This is a genomic window from Mycobacterium bohemicum DSM 44277 (genome assembly GCF_001053185.1).
Classification (GTDB): Bacteria; Actinomycetota; Actinomycetes; order Mycobacteriales; family Mycobacteriaceae; genus Mycobacterium; species Mycobacterium bohemicum.
Genome location: NZ_CSTD01000002.1, coordinates 565,368 through 581,527 on the forward strand (window position 1 = coordinate 565,368; position 16,160 = coordinate 581,527).

The window sequence follows — 16,160 nt, forward strand, 5'->3', positions numbered from 1 at the left end:
TGTCGCTATGAGGCGGGCACATCGGGTGCCGCCCGGGCCAGAGGCGAAAGGGGTCCAAGGGGCGCAAGGGGCCACCGTGATACCGCGGACGGCATTCCGCGACGCCGAAACGCCCAACCGTAAGCTGTCTGCTTGTGAGCATCCCGAACGTGCTGGCCGCCAGGTATGCCAGCGCCGAGATGGTGGCGATCTGGTCGCCGGAGGCCAAGATCGTCGCCGAGCGGCGGCTGTGGCTGGCCGTGCTGCGCGCGCAGGCGCAACTGGGGGTGGAGGTGCCGCAGGAGGCGGTCGCCGACTACGAGCGGGTGCTCGAGGATGTCGACCTGGCCTCGATCGCCGCCCGGGAGCGGATCCTGCGCCACGACGTCAAGGCCCGCATCGAGGAATTCAACGCGCTCGCCGGCCACGAGCAGGTGCACAAGGGGATGACGAGCCGCGACCTCACCGAGAACGTGGAGCAGCTGCAAATCCGGCGCTCGCTGGAGCTGGTCTTCTCACACGGGGTCGCCGCCGCGGCGCGGCTCGCCGAGCGCGCGGTGGCCTATCGCGACCTGGTGATGGCCGGACGCAGCCACAACGTCGCGGCGCAGGCCACCACACTCGGCAAGCGGTTCGCGTCGGCGGCGCAGGAGACCCTGATCGCGTTGACCCGGCTGCGGGAACTGATCGATCGCTATCCGCTCCGCGGCATCAAGGGCCCGATGGGCACCGCGCAGGACATGCTCGACCTGCTCGGCGGCGACACGGCCAAACTCGCCGAGCTGGAACGCCTCATCGCCGAATTCCTCGGATTCTCAAACCTTTTGACCAGTGTCGGGCAGGTGTATCCGCGTTCGCTGGACCACGACGTGCTCTCGGCGCTGGTCCAACTGGGCGCGGGGCCGTCGTCGCTGGCCCACACCATCCGGCTGATGGCCGGGCACGAACTGGTCACCGAGGGTTTCGCCGAGGGGCAGGTCGGCTCGTCGGCGATGCCGCACAAGATGAACACCCGCAGCTGCGAGCGGGTCAACGGGCTGCAGGTGGTGCTGCGCGGGTACGCCTCGATGGCCGCCGAGCTGGCGGGCGCGCAATGGAACGAAGGCGACGTGTTCTGCTCGGTCGTGCGCCGAGTTGCGTTGCCGGACAGTTTCTTTGCCATGGACGGGCAGATCGAGACCTTCCTGACGGTGCTCGACGAGTTCGGCGCCTACCCGGCGGTGATCCAGCGCGAGCTGGACCGCTACCTGCCGTTCCTGGCCACCACCAAGGTGCTGATGGCGGCGGTCCGCGCCGGCATGGGCCGCGAGGCCGCCCACCACGTCATCCGGGAACACGCGGTGGCGACGGCGCTGGCCATGCGGGAACGCGGCGCCGAACCGGACCTGCTCGAGCGGCTGGCCGCCGACGAGCGGCTGCCGCTGGACCGCGCGGCCCTGGACGCCGCGCTGGCCGACAAGAAGGCGTTCACCGGCGCCGCGGGTGACCAGGTGGACGAGGTGGCCGCCATGGTCGACGAATTGGTCGGCCGCTACCCGGACGCGGCCAAGTACGAACCGGGCGCCATCCTATGACCCTCGCGGGCGCGCTGTCGGGCATCGATTTCACCGACCTGGACAACTTCGCCCACGGCTTCCCGCACGACCTGTTCGCCGCCCATCGGCGGGAGGCGCCGGTGTACTGGCACGAACCGACCGACAACACCCCCGACGGCGAGGGCTTCTGGTCGGTCGCCACATACGCGGAAACCCTTGAGGTGCTGAGGGATCCGGTGACGTACTCGTCGGTGACCGGCGGTCAGCGCCCGTACGGCGGCACGCTCCTGCAGGACCTGGCGATCGCGGGCCAGGTGCTCAACATGATGGACGACCCGCGGCATTCGCAGATCCGGCGACTCGTCAGTTCCGGCCTGACGCCGCGGATGATCCGCCGCGTCGAAGAGGACCTGCGCGGCCGCACCCGGCGCCTGCTCGACGCGGTGGCGCCCGGTGAACCGTTCGACTTCCTGGTGGACATCGCCGCCGAACTTCCCATGCAGATGATCTGCATCCTCCTGGGTGTGCCGGAATCCGAACGACATTGGCTGTTCGAGGCGATCGAGCCGCAGTTCGACTTCGGCGGCTCCCGCAAGGCGAACCTCTCGCAGCTGTCGGTGGAGGAAGCCGGGTCTCGGATGTACGCCTACGGCCAGGAGTTGATCGCCGCCAAGCGCGCCAGCCCGACCGACGACATGCTTTCGGTCGTCGCGAACGCGACAGTCGAGGATGCGCCGGCCCTGTCGGATCTGGAGCTGTACCTCTTCTTCAGCCTGCTGTTCAGCGCGGGCGCGGAAACCACCCGCAACGCGGTCGCCGGTGGGCTGTTGGCGCTGGCCGAGCACCCCCAGCAATTGGGCGCCCTGCGCGAGGATCTCGACCTGCTGCCCACGGCGGTCGAGGAGATGGTGCGATGGACGTCGCCGTCACCGTCGAAGCGGCGTACCGCCACCCGCGACGCCACGCTGGGCGGGCAGTCGATCCGGGCCGGGCAGAAGGTGCAGATCTGGGAGGGCTCGGCCAACCGCGATTCCGCCGTGTTCGACCGCGCGGACGAATTTGACATCTCGCGAAAGCCCAACCCGCACTTAGGCTTCGGGCAAGGAGTGCACTATTGCCTGGGCGCCAACCTGGCCCGGCTGGAATTGCGGGTGCTCTACGAGGAGCTGCTGTCGCGCTTCACCGGCGTGCGGGTCGTGCGGCCGGTCGAGTGGACGCGAAGCAATCGGCACACCGGCATCCGGCATCTCGTCGTCGAACTACACGACTGACCGTTCGCGGTGCAGCCTGATCCCGGCGGCGCGCAGCTCGAGCGCGGCGAGCGCCCGGATCGTGTAGGGGTCCTCGTGTCGCCACCCGGCGACCGGGTCCGCGCTCACCGCGGCCAGCCTGCCCGGCGACCGGTTGGCCAGCGCCCGCAGCGCGAGCAGTTGCTGACCGGCCGGCGTGGCGGCCAGCGCGGTCACCGTCCACTTGCGGCGGAAAAACCGCAGCCGCAAAAGCAACCACGGCACGGTCACCGCCAGGATCGGCGGGGGGGCGACCGCGATCGCCAGCAGCACCGACAGCCAGCTCGCCGTGGTGTCCAGGCTGTGGCCGGCGTCCGCGAGGTCCATGGCGGCGTCGCTGGCGGCCGTGAGCGGCTTGCTGAACGCGTCGCCCAGCAGAGGAACGTGCTGCGCGCCGTGGCCCGCCGACGCCAGGTTGCCGGCGATTCCCTTTGAGCCGCTTTCCACTTGCCGGCCGGCATCGGCGATCGTGGCGATGGCGTCGTGCACGGCAAGGCCGACGAACACCCAGATCACCGTCCACAGCGAGATGGTGACGTCGCTGATCAGCTGGCCGAACAGGCGAAGTGGTCTGGTGGAGTATGGCAAGAACCGCGTCATAGCTCCGATACCAGCACAGCTGCCGGGAAAATGGCGCACGCCTGCCGGATAGGCTGGCCCGATGCGCCCCGCGTTGTCCGACTACCAGCACCTGGCCAGCGGCAAGGTCCGCGAGATCTACCGCGTCGACGACGAGCACCTGCTGCTGCTCGCCAGCGACCGGATCTCGGCCTACGACTACGTGCTGGACAGCACCATCCCGGACAAGGGCCGGATCCTCACCGCGATGAGCGTCTTCTTCTTCGGCCTGGTGTCGGCGCCGAACCACCTCGCGGGGCCGCCGGACGACCCGCGCATCCCCGACGAGGCGCTCGGCCGAGCGTTGGTGGTGCGCCGGCTGGAGATGCTCCCGGTGGAGTGCGTGGCCCGCGGCTACCTGACCGGGTCGGGCCTGCTGGACTACCAGGCCACCGGCGGGGTGTGCGGCATCGCGTTGCCGGCCGGGCTGGTGGAGGCCAGCAGGTTCGCCGAACCGCTGTTCACCCCCGCCACCAAGGCCGCGCTGGGCGACCATGACGAAAACATCCCGTTCGCCCGGGTCGTCGAACTGGTGGGCGCGGCGCGCGCCGACGAGCTGCGCGACCGAACGCTGACGATCTACAAGCAGGCCGCCGACCATGCCCTGACGAAGGGCATCATCATCGCCGACACCAAATTCGAGTTCGGCACCGACCGCGACGGCAACCTGCTGCTCGCCGACGAAATCTTCACCCCGGACTCGTCCCGGTACTGGCCGGCCGAGGATTACCGGGAGGGCGTGGTCCAGGCCAGCTTCGACAAGCAGTTCGTCCGCAACTGGCTCACCAGCGAAGAATCCGGCTGGGACCGCTACGGCCCGCAACCCCCGCCGCCGCTGCCCGACGACATCGTGAGGGCGACGCGGGAGAGGTACATCAATGCCTACGAACGGATCTCCGGCCTGAGCTTCGACGACTGGATCGGCCCGAGCGCATGACCGCCGGACCCGGCGCGCCCGTACCGCCGATCGCCAAGCGGGTGGACACTCGGCGCGAGCACCATGGCGACGTCTTCATCGATCCCTATGAATGGCTGCGCGACAAGGACTCGCCCGAAGTCATCGCCTATCTCGACGCCGAGAACGACTACGTCGACAAGATGACGGCCCACCTGGAACCGTTGCGGCAGAAAATTTTCGACGAGATCAAGGCGCGCACCAAGGAGACCGACCTCTCGGTGCCGACTCGCCGCGACCAGTGGTGGTACTACGCCCGCACCTTCGAGGGAAAGCAGTACCGCATCGACTGCCGTTGCCCCGTCACGGATCCCGGTGACTGGACCCCGCCCGTCCTGGACGAGAACACCGAGATACCCGGTGAACAAATCCTGCTCGACTCGAACGTCGAAGCCGAGGGTCATGAGTTCTTCGCGCTCGGTGCGGCCAGGGTCAGCCCCGATCAGAACCTGCTCGCGTACTCGGTCGACACGGTCGGCGACGAACGTTATACCCTGCGATTCAAGGACTTACGCACCGGCGAATGCTTGCCGGACGAAATCGCCGACATCGCCGCGGGCGTGACCTGGGCGGTCGACAACCGCACCGTCTACTACCTGACGTTGGACGCGGCCCACCGCCCGGACAAAGTCTGGCGCTACCGGCTGGGCTCCGGCGAGCCGTCGGAGTTGGTGTATCACGAGGCGGACGAAAGGTTCTGGCTGGGCGTGGGGCTCACCCGAAGCCAGTCGTACGTCCTGATCGCCGCGGGATCCTCGGTGACGTCCGAGGTCCGCTACGCCGACGCCGCCGACCCGTCGGCCGAATTCACCGTCGTGCTGCCGCGACGGGACGGCATCGAGTACTCGGTGGAGCACGCCGTCGTCGGCGGAGAAGACCGGATGTTGATCCTGCACAACGACGGCGCGGTGAACTTCACCCTCACCGAGGCGCCGATCAGCGCCCCGACGCGGCAGCGGACGCTGATCCCGCACCGCGACGACGTTCGGCTCGACGGGGTGGACGCCTTCGCCGGCCATCTGGTGGTCAGCTACCGGCGGGCGGCGCTGCCGCGAATCCAGTTGTGGCCCATTGGGGCCGACGGGAGCTACGGCGCGCCGGAGGAGATCTCGTTCGAGTCCGAGCTGATGTCGGCTGGGGTCGCCGGGAACCCGATGTGGGATGCCCCCAAGCTCCGGATCGTGTCCGGCTCGTTGGCGACGCCGGCGCGCATCTACGACGTCGACTTCGTCACCGGGGCGCGCACGCTGCTGCGCGAGCAGCCTGTGCTGGGCGGCTACCGGCCGGAGGACTACGTCGAGCGACGCGACTGGGCAGTCGCCGACGACGGCACCCGGATCCCGCTGTCGATCATCCACCGGGCCGGGATCGAGTTTCCCTCTCCTGCATTGATTTACGGTTACGGCGCCTACGAGATCTGCACCGACCCGAGCTTCTCCATCGCCCGGTTGTCGCTGCTGGACCGCGGCATGGTGTTCGTCATCGCCCACGTCCGCGGCGGCGGGGAGATGGGCCGACTGTGGTACGAGCACGGCAAGCTGTTGGAGAAGAAGAACACCTTCACCGACTTCGTGGCGGCGGCGCGGCACCTGGTGGATTCGCGGGTCACACGGCCGCGCCAACTCGTGGCACTGGGGGGCAGCGCCGGCGGCCTGCTCATGGGCGCGGTGGCCAACCTGGCACCGGAGCTCTTCGCCGGCATCCTCGCCCAGGTCCCGTTCGTCGACCCGTTGACCACAATTTTGGATCCCTCGTTGCCGTTGACCGTCACCGAATGGGATGAGTGGGGAAATCCGTTGCAGGACCAGGACGTCTATCGCTACATGAAATCGTATTCACCGTACGAGAACGTCACGGCCGCACGGTACCCGGCCATCTTGGCCATGACGTCCCTGAACGACACCCGGGTCTACTACGTCGAGCCGGCCAAGTGGGTTGCGGCGTTGCGCCACGCCAACCCCCGGGGCGGTCAGGTTCTGCTGAAGACTCAGATGAACGCCGGACACGGCGGCGTCAGCGGCCGTTACAAGGCCTGGCAGGAAACCGCATTCCAATACGCCTGGCTGCTGGCCGCCGCCGACCCCGACCACTACGGCGGCGGCGCCTAGGACCGCTTGGAGTAGCTGTCGCCGAGGTCGTCCTGCAGCACCTGGGCGCTCGTCAGGGTGGTGGTGACCTCCAGCGGCGCGGACAGGGTGCTGACCACGTACTTCCATCCGGCCGGGGGCGTCAACCGCGCCCCCAGGTTCGCGAGATCGGCCTGCGCGAGCGCGTGGTCCTTCTGCTGGCTCCAGGTCTGCATCACCCAGCGCGTCCCGCCCGGTTCCACCAGCTCGTAGATCTGGCGTCCGGCGTTGAACGTGAACACGGTCTGGCGATCCACCGAGTGCGGGGTATAGGGCTGTTTCGCCGTCGTCGGATCACCGATCTGCACCGTGGCCTCCTTGCGCATCGCGATGGCGCCGAAGGTTTTCGTCTGCTGCGACGGATCGTCCTTGGCGATCGAATCCATCAGCCAATACCGCGGCCCGTTGAGCACCGCGGCCAGCGCGCCGTTGTCCTTGGCGATCTGCTTCGCGTCCAGCGCCGACCACGCCGGCTCGGGGCAGTCATTGAGCCCGTAGGAGTTGTAGACGTCGGCTGCGAGGCCCTCACCGCCGAAGTGGACCAGCAGGACCTCGCAGTACCGCTTGCCCGCGAGGTCGGTGACCACGACGGGGGGAGCCGTAGCCGTCGTCGACGTGGCCGCCGTCGGCGAGCTGACCGGCGTGGCGGAGCCGCAGGCCGCGGCGGTCAGACTCAGCCCGGTGATCCCGGCCGCGGCCGCGGCCCTTGCCCATCTCCGCAACGATTTCATGCCGGCAAGTAAATCATCGATGTCAAGGTATTGCGACTCAGACTAGCAATATCTCCGCGCCCGATCTAGGCTCACCGGGGTGAGCACCGACGTTGACGGACGGCGGGCGCGTCGCGACCGCGGCCGACAAGCCGTGGTGGAGGCCGCGTTCGCGCTGATCCTGGAGGGCAAGACCCAACCGTCCGCACAGGACGTCGCCGATCGTGCCGGCGTCTCGGTGTCCTCGGTGTTCCGAAATTTCGACGGGCTGGCCGACCTGCAGGGCCAGGCACTCGGCCAGTTCCGTTCTCGCTATTCGCATTTCGTCAGCGCCCGGCCGGCGCCGGGCGCAGACCTCGAGGCACGGATCGCCTTCCTGGTGCGCCATCGGGTCCGGCTTTACGACCAGGCCGGGCCGTTGCTGATGCTCGCCCGGATGCGGTCGCTGGACCAGGAAAGGATGGTCGAGGCGGTCGCGTCCAACCGGGCGGCGCTGGCCGCGCAGACCCGCGAGTGCTTCGAGCCCGAAATCGCCGGGCGGACAAGGGCGGACGCGGACGACATGGTTTCCCTGCTGGACGCGCTGACCTCCCCGGAATCCTTCGACCTGCTGACCAGAACTCACGCCCGCTCGACCCGGCAGATCACCCGGTCGTGGCGGTCGGGGCTGCGCGGGCTGATCACCGGGTGGCCACCGGCACGACCGGCCGACGCGAGAAGGGCTTCTCGGCCGTGATTGCCGGATGGTGGGTGTGGGCGGTGGCTGCGGCGCTCTACATCGGGTTCCGGCTGTTCTACGACAATTGGCGCGGCAGGCTGACACCGGAGGAGATCGAGACCATGCTGGCCGGCGCCGAGGCGCGAAGCCCCGATGGCGTCAATGACCCCGCCATCATCCGCAAGTTCCTCGAAGAGGACGACGGCCGTGAGTTCGTCATGGTCAATCTCGTGCGGGTGCCCGACACCCTGGTCACCCATCCCGACACCGGGGCGCAGGTGCCGGCAGGCGACATGATGCGGGCGTACACAAGGTCTTTCATGCCGCTGTTGTTCCGGCACGGCGGTCACCCCGCGCTGGCGACGCGGAAGGTCGGCGGCTACGTCGATGCCTGGATGGTGGGCCCCGATCCCGGCTGGACCATGGTCGGCTTCGTGCGCTACCGCTCCCGCCGCGACCTGCTCAAGATGGTGCTCGACCCGGCCTTCCAGGCCGCCCACAAGTACAAGCTCGTGGGTGTGGCCGAGACTTTTTCCTTCCCGACCCGGCCTTTCTTGCGCGCCTATGTGAGCCCGCGGGTCACGGTGTTCCTGATCCTTGCCCTGGCGGCGGCGCTCGCCCACTTGGCCATCCTGGCCACCGGCTGAGCCGGGGGCCGCGTCGGGCTACGGGTCGAACTGCGGGGCGGCCGGACTCTTCGGCAGAAACGACGCCGGAACGAGGGTGGCCACCACCAGCGCGGCCGCGATCACGAACACCGTCGTGTAGGCGCGGGAGAGATCGTGCAGCACCTCGGCGGGGAACCCCGGGGCCAGCGACCGTCGCGGGACGGCGGCCGGGTCGATCGGTAGCCCGCTGACGGCGGCCTTGTGTTGCAACGCCGCCAGCTTGTTGGCCGCGCTGATGCTTTCGCTGCGATTGAACTGGTTGGTCAGCAACACCGACATCAGCGCGGTCCCCATGGAGCCGCCGACCTGCTGGCTGACGCTGATCAGGGTGGTGCCGCGGGCGATCTGATAGGGCGCAAGCGCCTGCATCGACGCGACCGAGAGCGGCATCATCGTGCAGCCCATGCCCAGTCCGGTGATGGTCAGCGCGATCAGCAGGGTGGGCAGGTAATCGGCGTGCCGGGCCACCCCGTAGGCGAACGCGCCGAGGCCGACGGTGATCATCGCGGTGCCGACCAACACGAGCTTCCCGGGGCCCTGGCGGTCCACCAGCGGTCCGGCCATCCGCATGGTGAGCATGGCGCCCAGCCCCTGCGGAATCAGGTGCACCCCGGCCTGCATCGGCGTGTTGTGCAGCACCTGCTGGAAGTAGCTCGGCAGCAGCAGGCCGGCGCCGAAGAAGGCGGTGGCGAACACGAGCATCGTCACGTTCGCCTGCCTGAGCACAGGGTTGCCGAACAGGCGAAGGTCGACGAGCGGGTGATCGGCGCGGCGCAGGGCGTGGACGGCGAACGCGGCGATCAGGGCCAGGCCGATGGCGGCCGGCACCAGGACGTGGCGATCGGCGACTGTCCCGCGCCCCGGGATCGACGACATGGCGAACAGGAACGTCGCCAGACCCGGTGACAGCAGCAGGGCGCCGACGACGTCGAAGGTCTCCGAACGCGCCGGATGGTCCCTGGGGAACACCAGCGTCGCCAGAATCAGCGTGAGGATCCCGAAGGGCAGGTTGATCAGGAAGATCCACTTCCAGCTGGCGGTGTCGATCAGCCACCCGCCGAGGATGGGACCGCCGATGGGGGCGAGCAGCATCGGGATGCTCAGGATCGACATCAGGCGGCCCAGCCGCAGCGGACCCGCCTCGCGGGTGAGGATCACGAACCCCAACGGCAACAACATCCCGCCGCCGATGCCCTGCACGATCCGGAAAAGGATGAGCGAGAGGATGTTCCACGCCAGCCCGCAGAGGAGGGAACCCAGTGTGAAGGCCACCACCGAGCCGATGAAGAGCCGCTTGGTGCCGAACCTGTCGGCCGCCCAACCGGTGATCGGGATCACCGTGGCCAGGGCCAGGGTGTAGCCCGTCATCGTCCACCCGACGACGGCCTGCGTGGAGTCGAACTGCTGGATGAACGTGCGTTGTGCGACGTTGACGACGGTGACGTCGAGGATCGCCATCACGGTCGCCAGGACGCACACGCCGGCGATCCGCAGCAGAGGGGCGTCGAGCTTGTACTTATAGGCGGGAACGCCCGGCGGCTGAGCGGGGGCGGCGGATTTCGGGGGATCGGCCGCGGCGGAGTGGGCCTTGTCCATGGCGTTGCTTAGCATATCGAATCGACACCGGAGGTCGTTTGCTGTGGGGACGGGTCCCGACGCCTGCCGTCCGCGTGTCCTTCACCGTCCGGACACCTGCGATCGTCACACTTTGGGTGTGTCTGGAAAGCTGATCGTCTCGGTCTCCGGGATAGGCGAACGCACACTGGCCGACGTCGACGAGTTCTGCGCGCAGATGGACGCCCGCAAGGTGCCGGTGTCGTTGCTGGTGGCCCCCAGGCTCAAGGGCGACTACCGCCTCGACGACGACCCCCGCACGGTCGAATGGCTGACCGCCCGGCGCGCGGGCGGCGACGCCATCGTGCTGCACGGCTACGACGATCCCGCCACCAAGAAGCGGCGCGGCGAATTCGCGGTCCTGCGCGCGCATGAGGCGAACCTGCGGCTGATGGGCGCCGACCGGGTGCTCGAGCACCTCGGGCTGCGCACCCGGCTGTTCGCGGCACCGGGCTGGGTGGTCTCGCCCGGCGTCGTCAAGGCGCTGCCGCAGAACGGCTTTCGACTGCTGGCCGACCTGCACGGAATCACCGACCTGGTCCGGCACACCACCGTCCGCAGCCGGGTGCTGGGGATCGGCGAAGGGTTCCTCACCGAGCCGTGGTGGTGCCGCATGGTCGTGCTGTCCGCCGAGCGGATCGCGCGCCGCGGCGGCACCGTGCGGGTGGCGGTGGCCGCCCGGCAACTGCGCAAGCCCGGGCCGCTGCAGGCGATGCTGGACGCCGTCGACCTGGCCCTGATGCAGGAGTGCACCCCGACGGTGTATCGCTGGCGATCCGACAAATCGCTGCTCGACGCCGCCTGAGCCCGGCGCGGGGACAACCGCCCGGTCGAAGGCCGTGACCGGGCACTACGCTGAGGCGACATGGGGGAATCCTGGGCCGGGGACTTCGCGGCCGACGCGATTGTCGTGGGTGCGGGGCTCTCGGGCCTGGTGGCCGCCTGCGAATTGGCGGAACGCGGACTGCGGGTGCTCATTCTCGACCAGGAGAACAGCGCCAACCTCGGTGGACAGGCGTTCTGGTCGTTCGGCGGGTTGTTCTTCGTGAACAGCCCCGAGCAGCGGCGCCTCGGCATTCGTGACAGCCACGAACTGGCCCTGCAGGACTGGCTGGGGACGGCGGCGTTCGACCGGCCCGAGGACTACTGGCCGCGCCAATGGGCGCACGCGTACGTCGATTTCGCGGCGGGGGAGAAGCGCAGTTGGCTGCGTGCCCGCGGTCTCAAGCTCTTCCCGCTGGTGGGGTGGGCCGAGCGGGGGGGCTACGGCGCGCAGGGGCACGGCAACTCGGTGCCCCGCTTCCACATCACGTGGGGCACCGGGCCGGCCTTGGTCGACATCTTCGCCCGCCGGCTGCAGGATCGGTCCGCGGTGCGCTTCGCGCACCGCCACCGGGTGGACGAGTTGATCGTCGAAGGCGGTGTGGTCAGCGGCGTCCGAGGCAGCGTGCTGGAGCCGTCGGCCGAGCCCCGCGGGGCGCCGTCATCGCGAACAACGCTCGGCCAGTTCGAGTTTCGTGCCTCGGTGGTGATCGTGACCAGCGGCGGCATCGGCGGCAACCACGAGCTGGTGCGCAAGAACTGGCCGGCGCGGATGGGTCGGGTCCCCGAGCAACTGCTGAGCGGGGTGCCCGCCCACGTCGACGGCCGCATGATCGCGATCTCCCAGCGGGCCGGCGCGCGGGTGATCAACCCCGACCGGATGTGGCACTACACCGAGGGGATCACCAATTACGACCCGATCTGGCCGCGACACGGCATCCGCATCATCCCGGGCCCGTCGTCGCTGTGGCTGGACGCGGCCGGCCGGCGGTTGCCGGTTCCGCTGTACCCGGGGTTCGACACCCTGGGCACGTTGGAGTACATCACCAAGTCCGGGTACGACTACACCTGGTTCGTGTTGAACGCCAGGATCATCGAGAAGGAGTTCGCACTTTCGGGCCAGGAGCAGAACCCCGACCTGACCGGCCAGAGCGTGCGGTCGCTGCTGCGCAATCGCGCCAGTTCGGGGCCGCCCGGGCCGGTGCAGGCGTTCGTCGACCGGGGCGTGGACTTCGTCAGCGCAAACACGTTGCGCGCGTTGGTAACCGCGATGAACCGGCTGCCCGACGTCCAACCGCTGGACTACGCGACGGTCGAGGCCGAGGTCACCGCCCGCGACCGCGAGGTCGCCAACAGGTTCAGCAAGGACGGTCAGATCACCGCGATCCGCGCCGCCCGCGGCTATCTCGGCGACCGGCTGGGCCGGGTGGTGGCGCCGCACCGGCTGACCGATCCGAAGGCCGGCCCGATGATCGCGGTCAAGCTGCACATCCTGACCCGAAAGACCTTGGGAGGCATCGAAACCGACCTCAATGGCCGGGTGCTGAAGGCCGATGGCACGCCGCTGGCCGGGTTGTACGCCGCCGGTGAGGCCGCCGGGTTCGGCGGGGGCGGTGTGCACGGCTACCGGGCGCTGGAGGGCACGTTCCTCGGCGGCTGCATCTTCTCCGGGCGCGCCGCGGGTCGCGGAGCCGCCGACGACATCGCCTGAGGATTCGGTGGCGAGCGCTAGAAGGTGACCGCGTCCTCTTCGGACAGCACCTGGAAATCGGTGCTGGTCATCTCCGTGAGCCGGCCGTAGTAGAGGCCGCGGGCGTCCGGGGCGATGATGCCCTGGTGGATCGGCACCGCGCGCGCCGGCGCGACCGCGCGCAGGTAGTCGACGGCCTCCGAGATCCTCATCCAGGGGGCGGCGGCGGGGGCGGCCAGGACGTCCACCGGCTCGTCGGGGACGAAAAGCGCGTCCCCGGGATGCATGAATCGCGCGGGATGCTCGCCGTCGCCGACCAGATACGAGATGTTCTCGATCACCGGAATTTCGGGGTGGATGACGGCGTGCCGGCCGCCGAGGGCACGAACGGTGAGCGGCCCGATGCGCAGCTCGTCGCCGACGTGGACCTCTTGGCAGGGCTCACCGAGCTGCGCGGTGGTTTGCGGGTCGGCGTAGAGGGCGGCGCCCGGGTTGCCTTCGAGCAACGCCGGCAGCCGCGCGGAGTCCACATGGTCGGGATGCTGGTGGGTGATCGCGATGGCGGTCAGGCCGGTGATGCCCTCGAAGCCGTGCGCGAAGGTGCCGGGGTCGAAGAGCAGGCGGGTCTCGTCGAAGTCCGCGAGGATGCACGAATGGCCGAAATGCGTCAGCTGCATGCCTACGATTGTGCTCCGACGCGGCGATGCCGGCGCCGGTGGCCGCGCCATCGCCGGTAGAGTCTGGCGGGGAGACAGACCAGAGGAGGAGCGCCGGTGGCCCGCGTGGTCGTTAATGTGATGCCCAAAGCGGAGATCCTCGACCCGCAGGGTCAGGCGATTGTCGGCGCGCTCGGCCGGCTCGGCCACTCGGGAATCTCAAATGTCAGGCAGGGCAAGCGATTCGAACTCGAAGTCGATGATACGGTCGACGATTCGGCGCTGGCCGAGATCGCCGAATCGCTGCTGGCGAACACCGTGATCGAGGACTGGACGATCAGCCGGGAGCCGCAGTGACCGCCCGCATCGGCGTCATCACCTTCCCCGGGACGCTCGACGACGTCGACGCCGCGCGCGCCGCGCGGCGCGTCGGGGCGGAGGCCGTCAGCCTGTGGCATGCCGACGCCGACCTCAAGGGCGTGGACGCCGTCGTGGTGCCGGGCGGCTTCTCCTACGGCGACTACCTGAGGGCCGGCGCGATCGCGAAGTTCGCTCCGGTGATGGCCGAGGTCATCGACGCCGCGCGCGGCGGCATGCCCGTGCTGGGCATCTGCAACGGCTTTCAGGTGCTTTGCGAGGCCGGGCTGCTGCCGGGTGCGCTGACGCGAAACGTCGGCCTGCACTTCGTCTGCCGTGACGTGTGGCTGCGGGTGGCCTCGACCGCCACGTCGTGGACGTCGCGCTTCGAGCCCGACGCCCAGCTGCTGGTGCCGCTGAAGTCCGGCGAGGGGCGCTACGTGGCGCCCGCCGGTGTGCTCGACGAGCTGGAGGGCGAGGGGCGGGTGGTGTTTCGCTATCTCGACAACCCGAACGGCTCCCTCAACGACATCGCCGGGATCAGCTCCGCCAACGGCCGCGTCGTCGGCCTGATGCCGCATCCCGAGCACGCCATCGAGGGGCTGACCGGCCCTTCGGACGACGGGCTCGGCCTGTTCTACTCGGCGCTGGACGCCGTGCTGACGGCCTGACCCGAGACGTCTCAGCTCGCGTCGCGCAGCAGCGGTGGCGCGAGGGTCGGCAACTCGCCGGTCGGCGCCAATTGGCCGAAGAAATCGATGGCGTCGGCGATCGTTCCGTCGGCGAACGAGGCGAAGCCCTCGAAGCACAACCCGTCCGGGATCGACTGCGAACTGCGCGCCGCCACGCCGATGCGCCGCGGGTCCGAGGAGTCGTGCACGACCGCGGTGACCGCGCGGTCCCGGCGGTTCCACTCTTGGGCGAACCGCGCCAGTCGAGCGCGCTCGGAGGAAGGGAAGAAAGTCGTCGGCGTGACCCGGATGACCACCACGTCGCCCTGGCCGGGAGGGGTCTCGAGGTGGACATGCAGGCGCCTGGGCCGGGTGTTGGCGACGTAGAAGAATTCACCGTCGTGCCGGCCCCGGAAGTACCGGCTGCCGCGGGTGCGGAGATAGCGTTCGATCAACCCGGGACCCTTGGTCGCGCTCGTCATGGACCAATGCTGCGAGGTGTGACTTTGCGCACCCTTTGAGCCGGGTGGTGCGAGGCCGAAGAATATGGTGAGAATTCGCTGAGCGCGGCGCCGTCGGCGGCGCGGACGGCAGGAGGGGAGCGCGGGTGCCTTTCTCGGTGCAACGTTTCGACCATATTGTGCTGAATTGCAATGACATCGAGGCCACCGCAGCGTGGTACGAGCGGGTGCTGGGGATGAGCCGCGAGACGTTCGGGCCGTCGAACCGCGTCGCGCTGCGCTTCGGGACCCAGAAGATCAACCTGCGGCCGGTCGGCGCCCTTGCCGACGACCCCGATTGGGTCACCGGAGCCGTCGAAGCCGCCGGTTCGCAAGACCTGTGCTTCGTCGCGGACTGCAGCCCGGACGACGCCCGTGCCCATCTAACCGAATGCGGGGTCGAGCTCGTCTCCGGCCCGGTCAGCAGAATGGGCGCCCTGGGCCCGATGACCTCGCACTACTGCCGAGACGTCGACGGCAACCTGATCGAGATCGCGGTCTACTGATCGCCTTTCAGCCGGCGAAGTTCAGCCCGAGCGGGCGACGAGTCGTTCGGCGAGTTGCCGTACGTCGCTCACCACGAAATCCGGTTGCGGAAGCCCTCCGACCGGCAGGGGCGGGTTGCCCGGCCGAGTGAGGAGGGCGGCAGTGAAGCCGACGCTTTGCGCGCCGAGGAGATCCCAGGGGTGGGCGGCCACCATCATGCACTCCCCGGGAGAGACGCTCAGCGTCTCGCACACGTACCGGTACACCTCCCGCGACGGCTTGAAGGCGCCACAGCTGTCCACGCTCAACTGCTGCTCGAAGAAACCGGCCAGGCCCGAGTGCTGCAGCGCCGTCGGTCCGTTCGGGTTGGGCGGTGAATTGGTCAGCGTGGCAAGCCGAAACCCGTGGTTCCGCAGCGACGACAGCCCGTCGGCCGCGTCGGGGTGCGCGGGCATCGTGAGCAGGCCGGTCCTCAGCCCGTCCAGGTCATCGTCGGTGACATTCACCTGGTACGCGTCGCCAAGCATGCGCAGCACGCCGTTGGCCAAGGTGGGGAAGTCGACGTAGTTGTCGGTGAGGGTGACGGTCATCGAGTACATGATCAGCTGCGCGAACCACTCACGCAGAACCCGACGATCGCCGAACAGTTTCCCGAAAAGCGGCGCCAGGGCGTCGATATCCACCAATGTCTCGTTGACGTCGAAGACCAGCACGGAGGGAGTTGGCGTCGGCATCAGAACCTCACAGTCCTTCGGTGTTCAAACGT

17 protein-coding genes are annotated in these 16,160 nt (G+C 68.8%); 11 read left to right on the forward strand and 6 right to left on the reverse strand.

Annotated elements, in window-relative coordinates; all coding sequences use genetic code 11:
- The first annotated feature begins 134 nt into the window (after positions 1-134).
- Both purB and BN971_RS12845 read left to right on the forward strand, forming a co-directional pair.
- Positions 135-1,553 carry an adenylosuccinate lyase gene (gene purB / locus BN971_RS12840; RefSeq protein WP_085182639.1) on the forward strand — a complete coding sequence of 473 codons (1,419 nt, stop codon included), beginning with the start codon at positions 135-137 and terminating at the stop codon, positions 1,551-1,553.
- Entirely contained in the window at positions 1,550-2,785 is a 1,236-nt protein-coding gene (locus BN971_RS12845) for a cytochrome P450 (protein ID WP_085182638.1), read from the forward strand. Before purB ends, BN971_RS12845 begins: the two co-directional genes overlap by 4 nt.
- On the opposite strand, the gene BN971_RS12850 is transcribed toward BN971_RS12845, so the two are convergent.
- Positions 2,774-3,403: a hypothetical protein gene (locus tag BN971_RS12850; protein ID WP_090350145.1), complete on the reverse strand. Its 630-nt coding sequence runs from the start codon at positions 3,401-3,403 to the stop codon at positions 2,774-2,776. The genes BN971_RS12845 and BN971_RS12850 overlap by 12 nt on opposite strands.
- Positions 3,404-3,464: 61 nt before the next feature.
- On the opposite strand from BN971_RS12850, the gene BN971_RS12855 reads away from it, so the two are divergent.
- Together BN971_RS12855 and BN971_RS12860 are read left to right on the forward strand one after the other, a co-directional pair.
- Positions 3,465-4,358 carry a phosphoribosylaminoimidazolesuccinocarboxamide synthase gene (locus BN971_RS12855; protein ID WP_085182636.1) on the forward strand — a complete coding sequence of 298 codons (894 nt, stop codon included), beginning with the start codon at positions 3,465-3,467 and terminating at the stop codon, positions 4,356-4,358.
- Positions 4,355-6,484, forward strand: a complete 2,130-nt coding sequence (locus tag BN971_RS12860; RefSeq protein ID WP_085182635.1) for a S9 family peptidase — start codon at positions 4,355-4,357, stop codon at positions 6,482-6,484. Before BN971_RS12855 ends, BN971_RS12860 begins: the two co-directional genes overlap by 4 nt.
- On the opposite strand, the gene BN971_RS12865 is transcribed toward BN971_RS12860, so the two are convergent.
- Positions 6,481-7,233: a hypothetical protein gene (locus BN971_RS12865; protein WP_245837000.1), complete on the reverse strand. Its 753-nt coding sequence runs from the start codon at positions 7,231-7,233 to the stop codon at positions 6,481-6,483. The two genes, BN971_RS12860 and BN971_RS12865, sit on opposite strands and share 4 nt — an antisense overlap.
- 79 nt (positions 7,234-7,312) lie before the next feature.
- Between BN971_RS12865 and BN971_RS12870 the strand changes: the two genes are divergently transcribed.
- Positions 7,313-7,948 carry a TetR/AcrR family transcriptional regulator gene (locus BN971_RS12870; RefSeq protein ID WP_139027101.1) on the forward strand — a complete coding sequence of 212 codons (636 nt, stop codon included), beginning with the start codon at positions 7,313-7,315 and terminating at the stop codon, positions 7,946-7,948.
- On the forward strand, positions 7,900-8,577 hold the full coding sequence (locus BN971_RS12875; RefSeq protein ID WP_085182633.1) for a hypothetical protein: 678 nt from the start codon (positions 7,900-7,902) through the stop codon (positions 8,575-8,577). The genes BN971_RS12870 and BN971_RS12875 overlap by 49 nt, the downstream gene beginning before the upstream one ends.
- 18 nt (positions 8,578-8,595) lie before the next feature.
- Here the strand turns inward: BN971_RS12875 and BN971_RS12880 are convergent, their stop codons facing one another.
- Positions 8,596-10,209, reverse strand: a complete 1,614-nt coding sequence (locus tag BN971_RS12880) for a DHA2 family efflux MFS transporter permease subunit (RefSeq protein ID WP_170322152.1) — start codon at positions 10,207-10,209, stop codon at positions 8,596-8,598.
- Positions 10,210-10,312: 103 nt separating this feature from the next.
- Between BN971_RS12880 and BN971_RS12885 the strand changes: the two genes are divergently transcribed.
- Together BN971_RS12885 and BN971_RS12890 are read left to right on the forward strand one after the other, a co-directional pair.
- Positions 10,313-11,017 carry a DUF2334 domain-containing protein gene (locus tag BN971_RS12885; protein ID WP_085182631.1) on the forward strand — a complete coding sequence of 235 codons (705 nt, stop codon included), beginning with the start codon at positions 10,313-10,315 and terminating at the stop codon, positions 11,015-11,017.
- 60 nt (positions 11,018-11,077) lie between these two features.
- Positions 11,078-12,745 carry an FAD-binding dehydrogenase gene (locus BN971_RS12890; RefSeq protein WP_085182630.1) on the forward strand — a complete coding sequence of 556 codons (1,668 nt, stop codon included), beginning with the start codon at positions 11,078-11,080 and terminating at the stop codon, positions 12,743-12,745.
- A 17-nt stretch (positions 12,746-12,762) separates the two neighbouring features.
- Here BN971_RS12890 and BN971_RS12895 read toward each other — a convergent pair whose 3' ends face one another.
- Positions 12,763-13,401 (reverse strand): MBL fold metallo-hydrolase, encoded by a 639-nt coding sequence (locus BN971_RS12895; RefSeq protein WP_085182629.1) that lies wholly within the window; start codon positions 13,399-13,401, stop codon positions 12,763-12,765.
- A gap of 96 nt (positions 13,402-13,497) precedes the next feature.
- Here BN971_RS12895 and purS point away from each other — a divergent pair, with 96 nt between their 5' ends.
- Both purS and purQ read left to right on the forward strand, forming a co-directional pair.
- Complete coding sequence (purS, locus tag BN971_RS12900) at positions 13,498-13,737, forward strand: phosphoribosylformylglycinamidine synthase subunit PurS (protein WP_085182628.1); 240 nt, start codon at positions 13,498-13,500, stop codon at positions 13,735-13,737.
- On the forward strand, positions 13,734-14,408 hold the full coding sequence (gene purQ / locus BN971_RS12905; RefSeq protein WP_085182627.1) for a phosphoribosylformylglycinamidine synthase subunit PurQ: 675 nt from the start codon (positions 13,734-13,736) through the stop codon (positions 14,406-14,408). The genes purS and purQ overlap by 4 nt, the downstream gene beginning before the upstream one ends.
- An 11-nt stretch (positions 14,409-14,419) precedes the next feature.
- On the opposite strand, the gene BN971_RS12910 is transcribed toward purQ, so the two are convergent.
- Positions 14,420-14,890: a YbjN domain-containing protein gene (locus tag BN971_RS12910; RefSeq protein WP_085182626.1), complete on the reverse strand. Its 471-nt coding sequence runs from the start codon at positions 14,888-14,890 to the stop codon at positions 14,420-14,422.
- 125 nt (positions 14,891-15,015) lie between these two features.
- Here BN971_RS12910 and BN971_RS12915 point away from each other — a divergent pair, with 125 nt between their 5' ends.
- A complete protein-coding gene (locus BN971_RS12915; RefSeq protein WP_085182625.1) occupies positions 15,016-15,414 on the forward strand; it encodes a VOC family protein in 399 nt (132 codons plus the stop codon).
- Between the two features lie 21 nt (positions 15,415-15,435).
- Here BN971_RS12915 and BN971_RS12920 read toward each other — a convergent pair whose 3' ends face one another.
- On the reverse strand, positions 15,436-16,128 hold the full coding sequence (locus BN971_RS12920; RefSeq protein ID WP_085182624.1) for a haloacid dehalogenase type II: 693 nt from the start codon (positions 16,126-16,128) through the stop codon (positions 15,436-15,438).
- Between the last annotated feature and the right edge of the window lie 32 nt (positions 16,129-16,160).

Excerpts from the sequence above, each read along its gene's own strand:
- BN971_RS12845 (WP_085182638.1), top strand. The coding sequence starts at position 1,550 with ATGACCCTCGCGGGCGCGCTGTCGGGCATCGATTTCACCGACCTGGAC.
- BN971_RS12850 (WP_090350145.1), bottom strand. The coding sequence starts at position 3,403 with ATGACGCGGTTCTTGCCATACTCCACCAGACCACTTCGCCTGTTCGGC.
- BN971_RS12855 (WP_085182636.1), top strand. The coding sequence starts at position 3,465 with ATGCGCCCCGCGTTGTCCGACTACCAGCACCTGGCCAGCGGCAAGGTC.
- BN971_RS12860 (WP_085182635.1), top strand. The coding sequence starts at position 4,355 with ATGACCGCCGGACCCGGCGCGCCCGTACCGCCGATCGCCAAGCGGGTG.
- BN971_RS12865 (WP_245837000.1), bottom strand. The coding sequence starts at position 7,233 with ATGAAATCGTTGCGGAGATGGGCAAGGGCCGCGGCCGCGGCCGGGATC.
- BN971_RS12880 (WP_170322152.1), bottom strand. The coding sequence starts at position 10,209 with ATGCTAAGCAACGCCATGGACAAGGCCCACTCCGCCGCGGCCGATCCC.
- BN971_RS12890 (WP_085182630.1), top strand. The coding sequence starts at position 11,078 with ATGGGGGAATCCTGGGCCGGGGACTTCGCGGCCGACGCGATTGTCGTG.
- BN971_RS12895 (WP_085182629.1), bottom strand. The coding sequence starts at position 13,401 with ATGCAGCTGACGCATTTCGGCCATTCGTGCATCCTCGCGGACTTCGAC.
- BN971_RS12910 (WP_085182626.1), bottom strand. The coding sequence starts at position 14,890 with ATGACGAGCGCGACCAAGGGTCCCGGGTTGATCGAACGCTATCTCCGC.
- BN971_RS12920 (WP_085182624.1), bottom strand. The coding sequence starts at position 16,128 with ATGCCGACGCCAACTCCCTCCGTGCTGGTCTTCGACGTCAACGAGACA.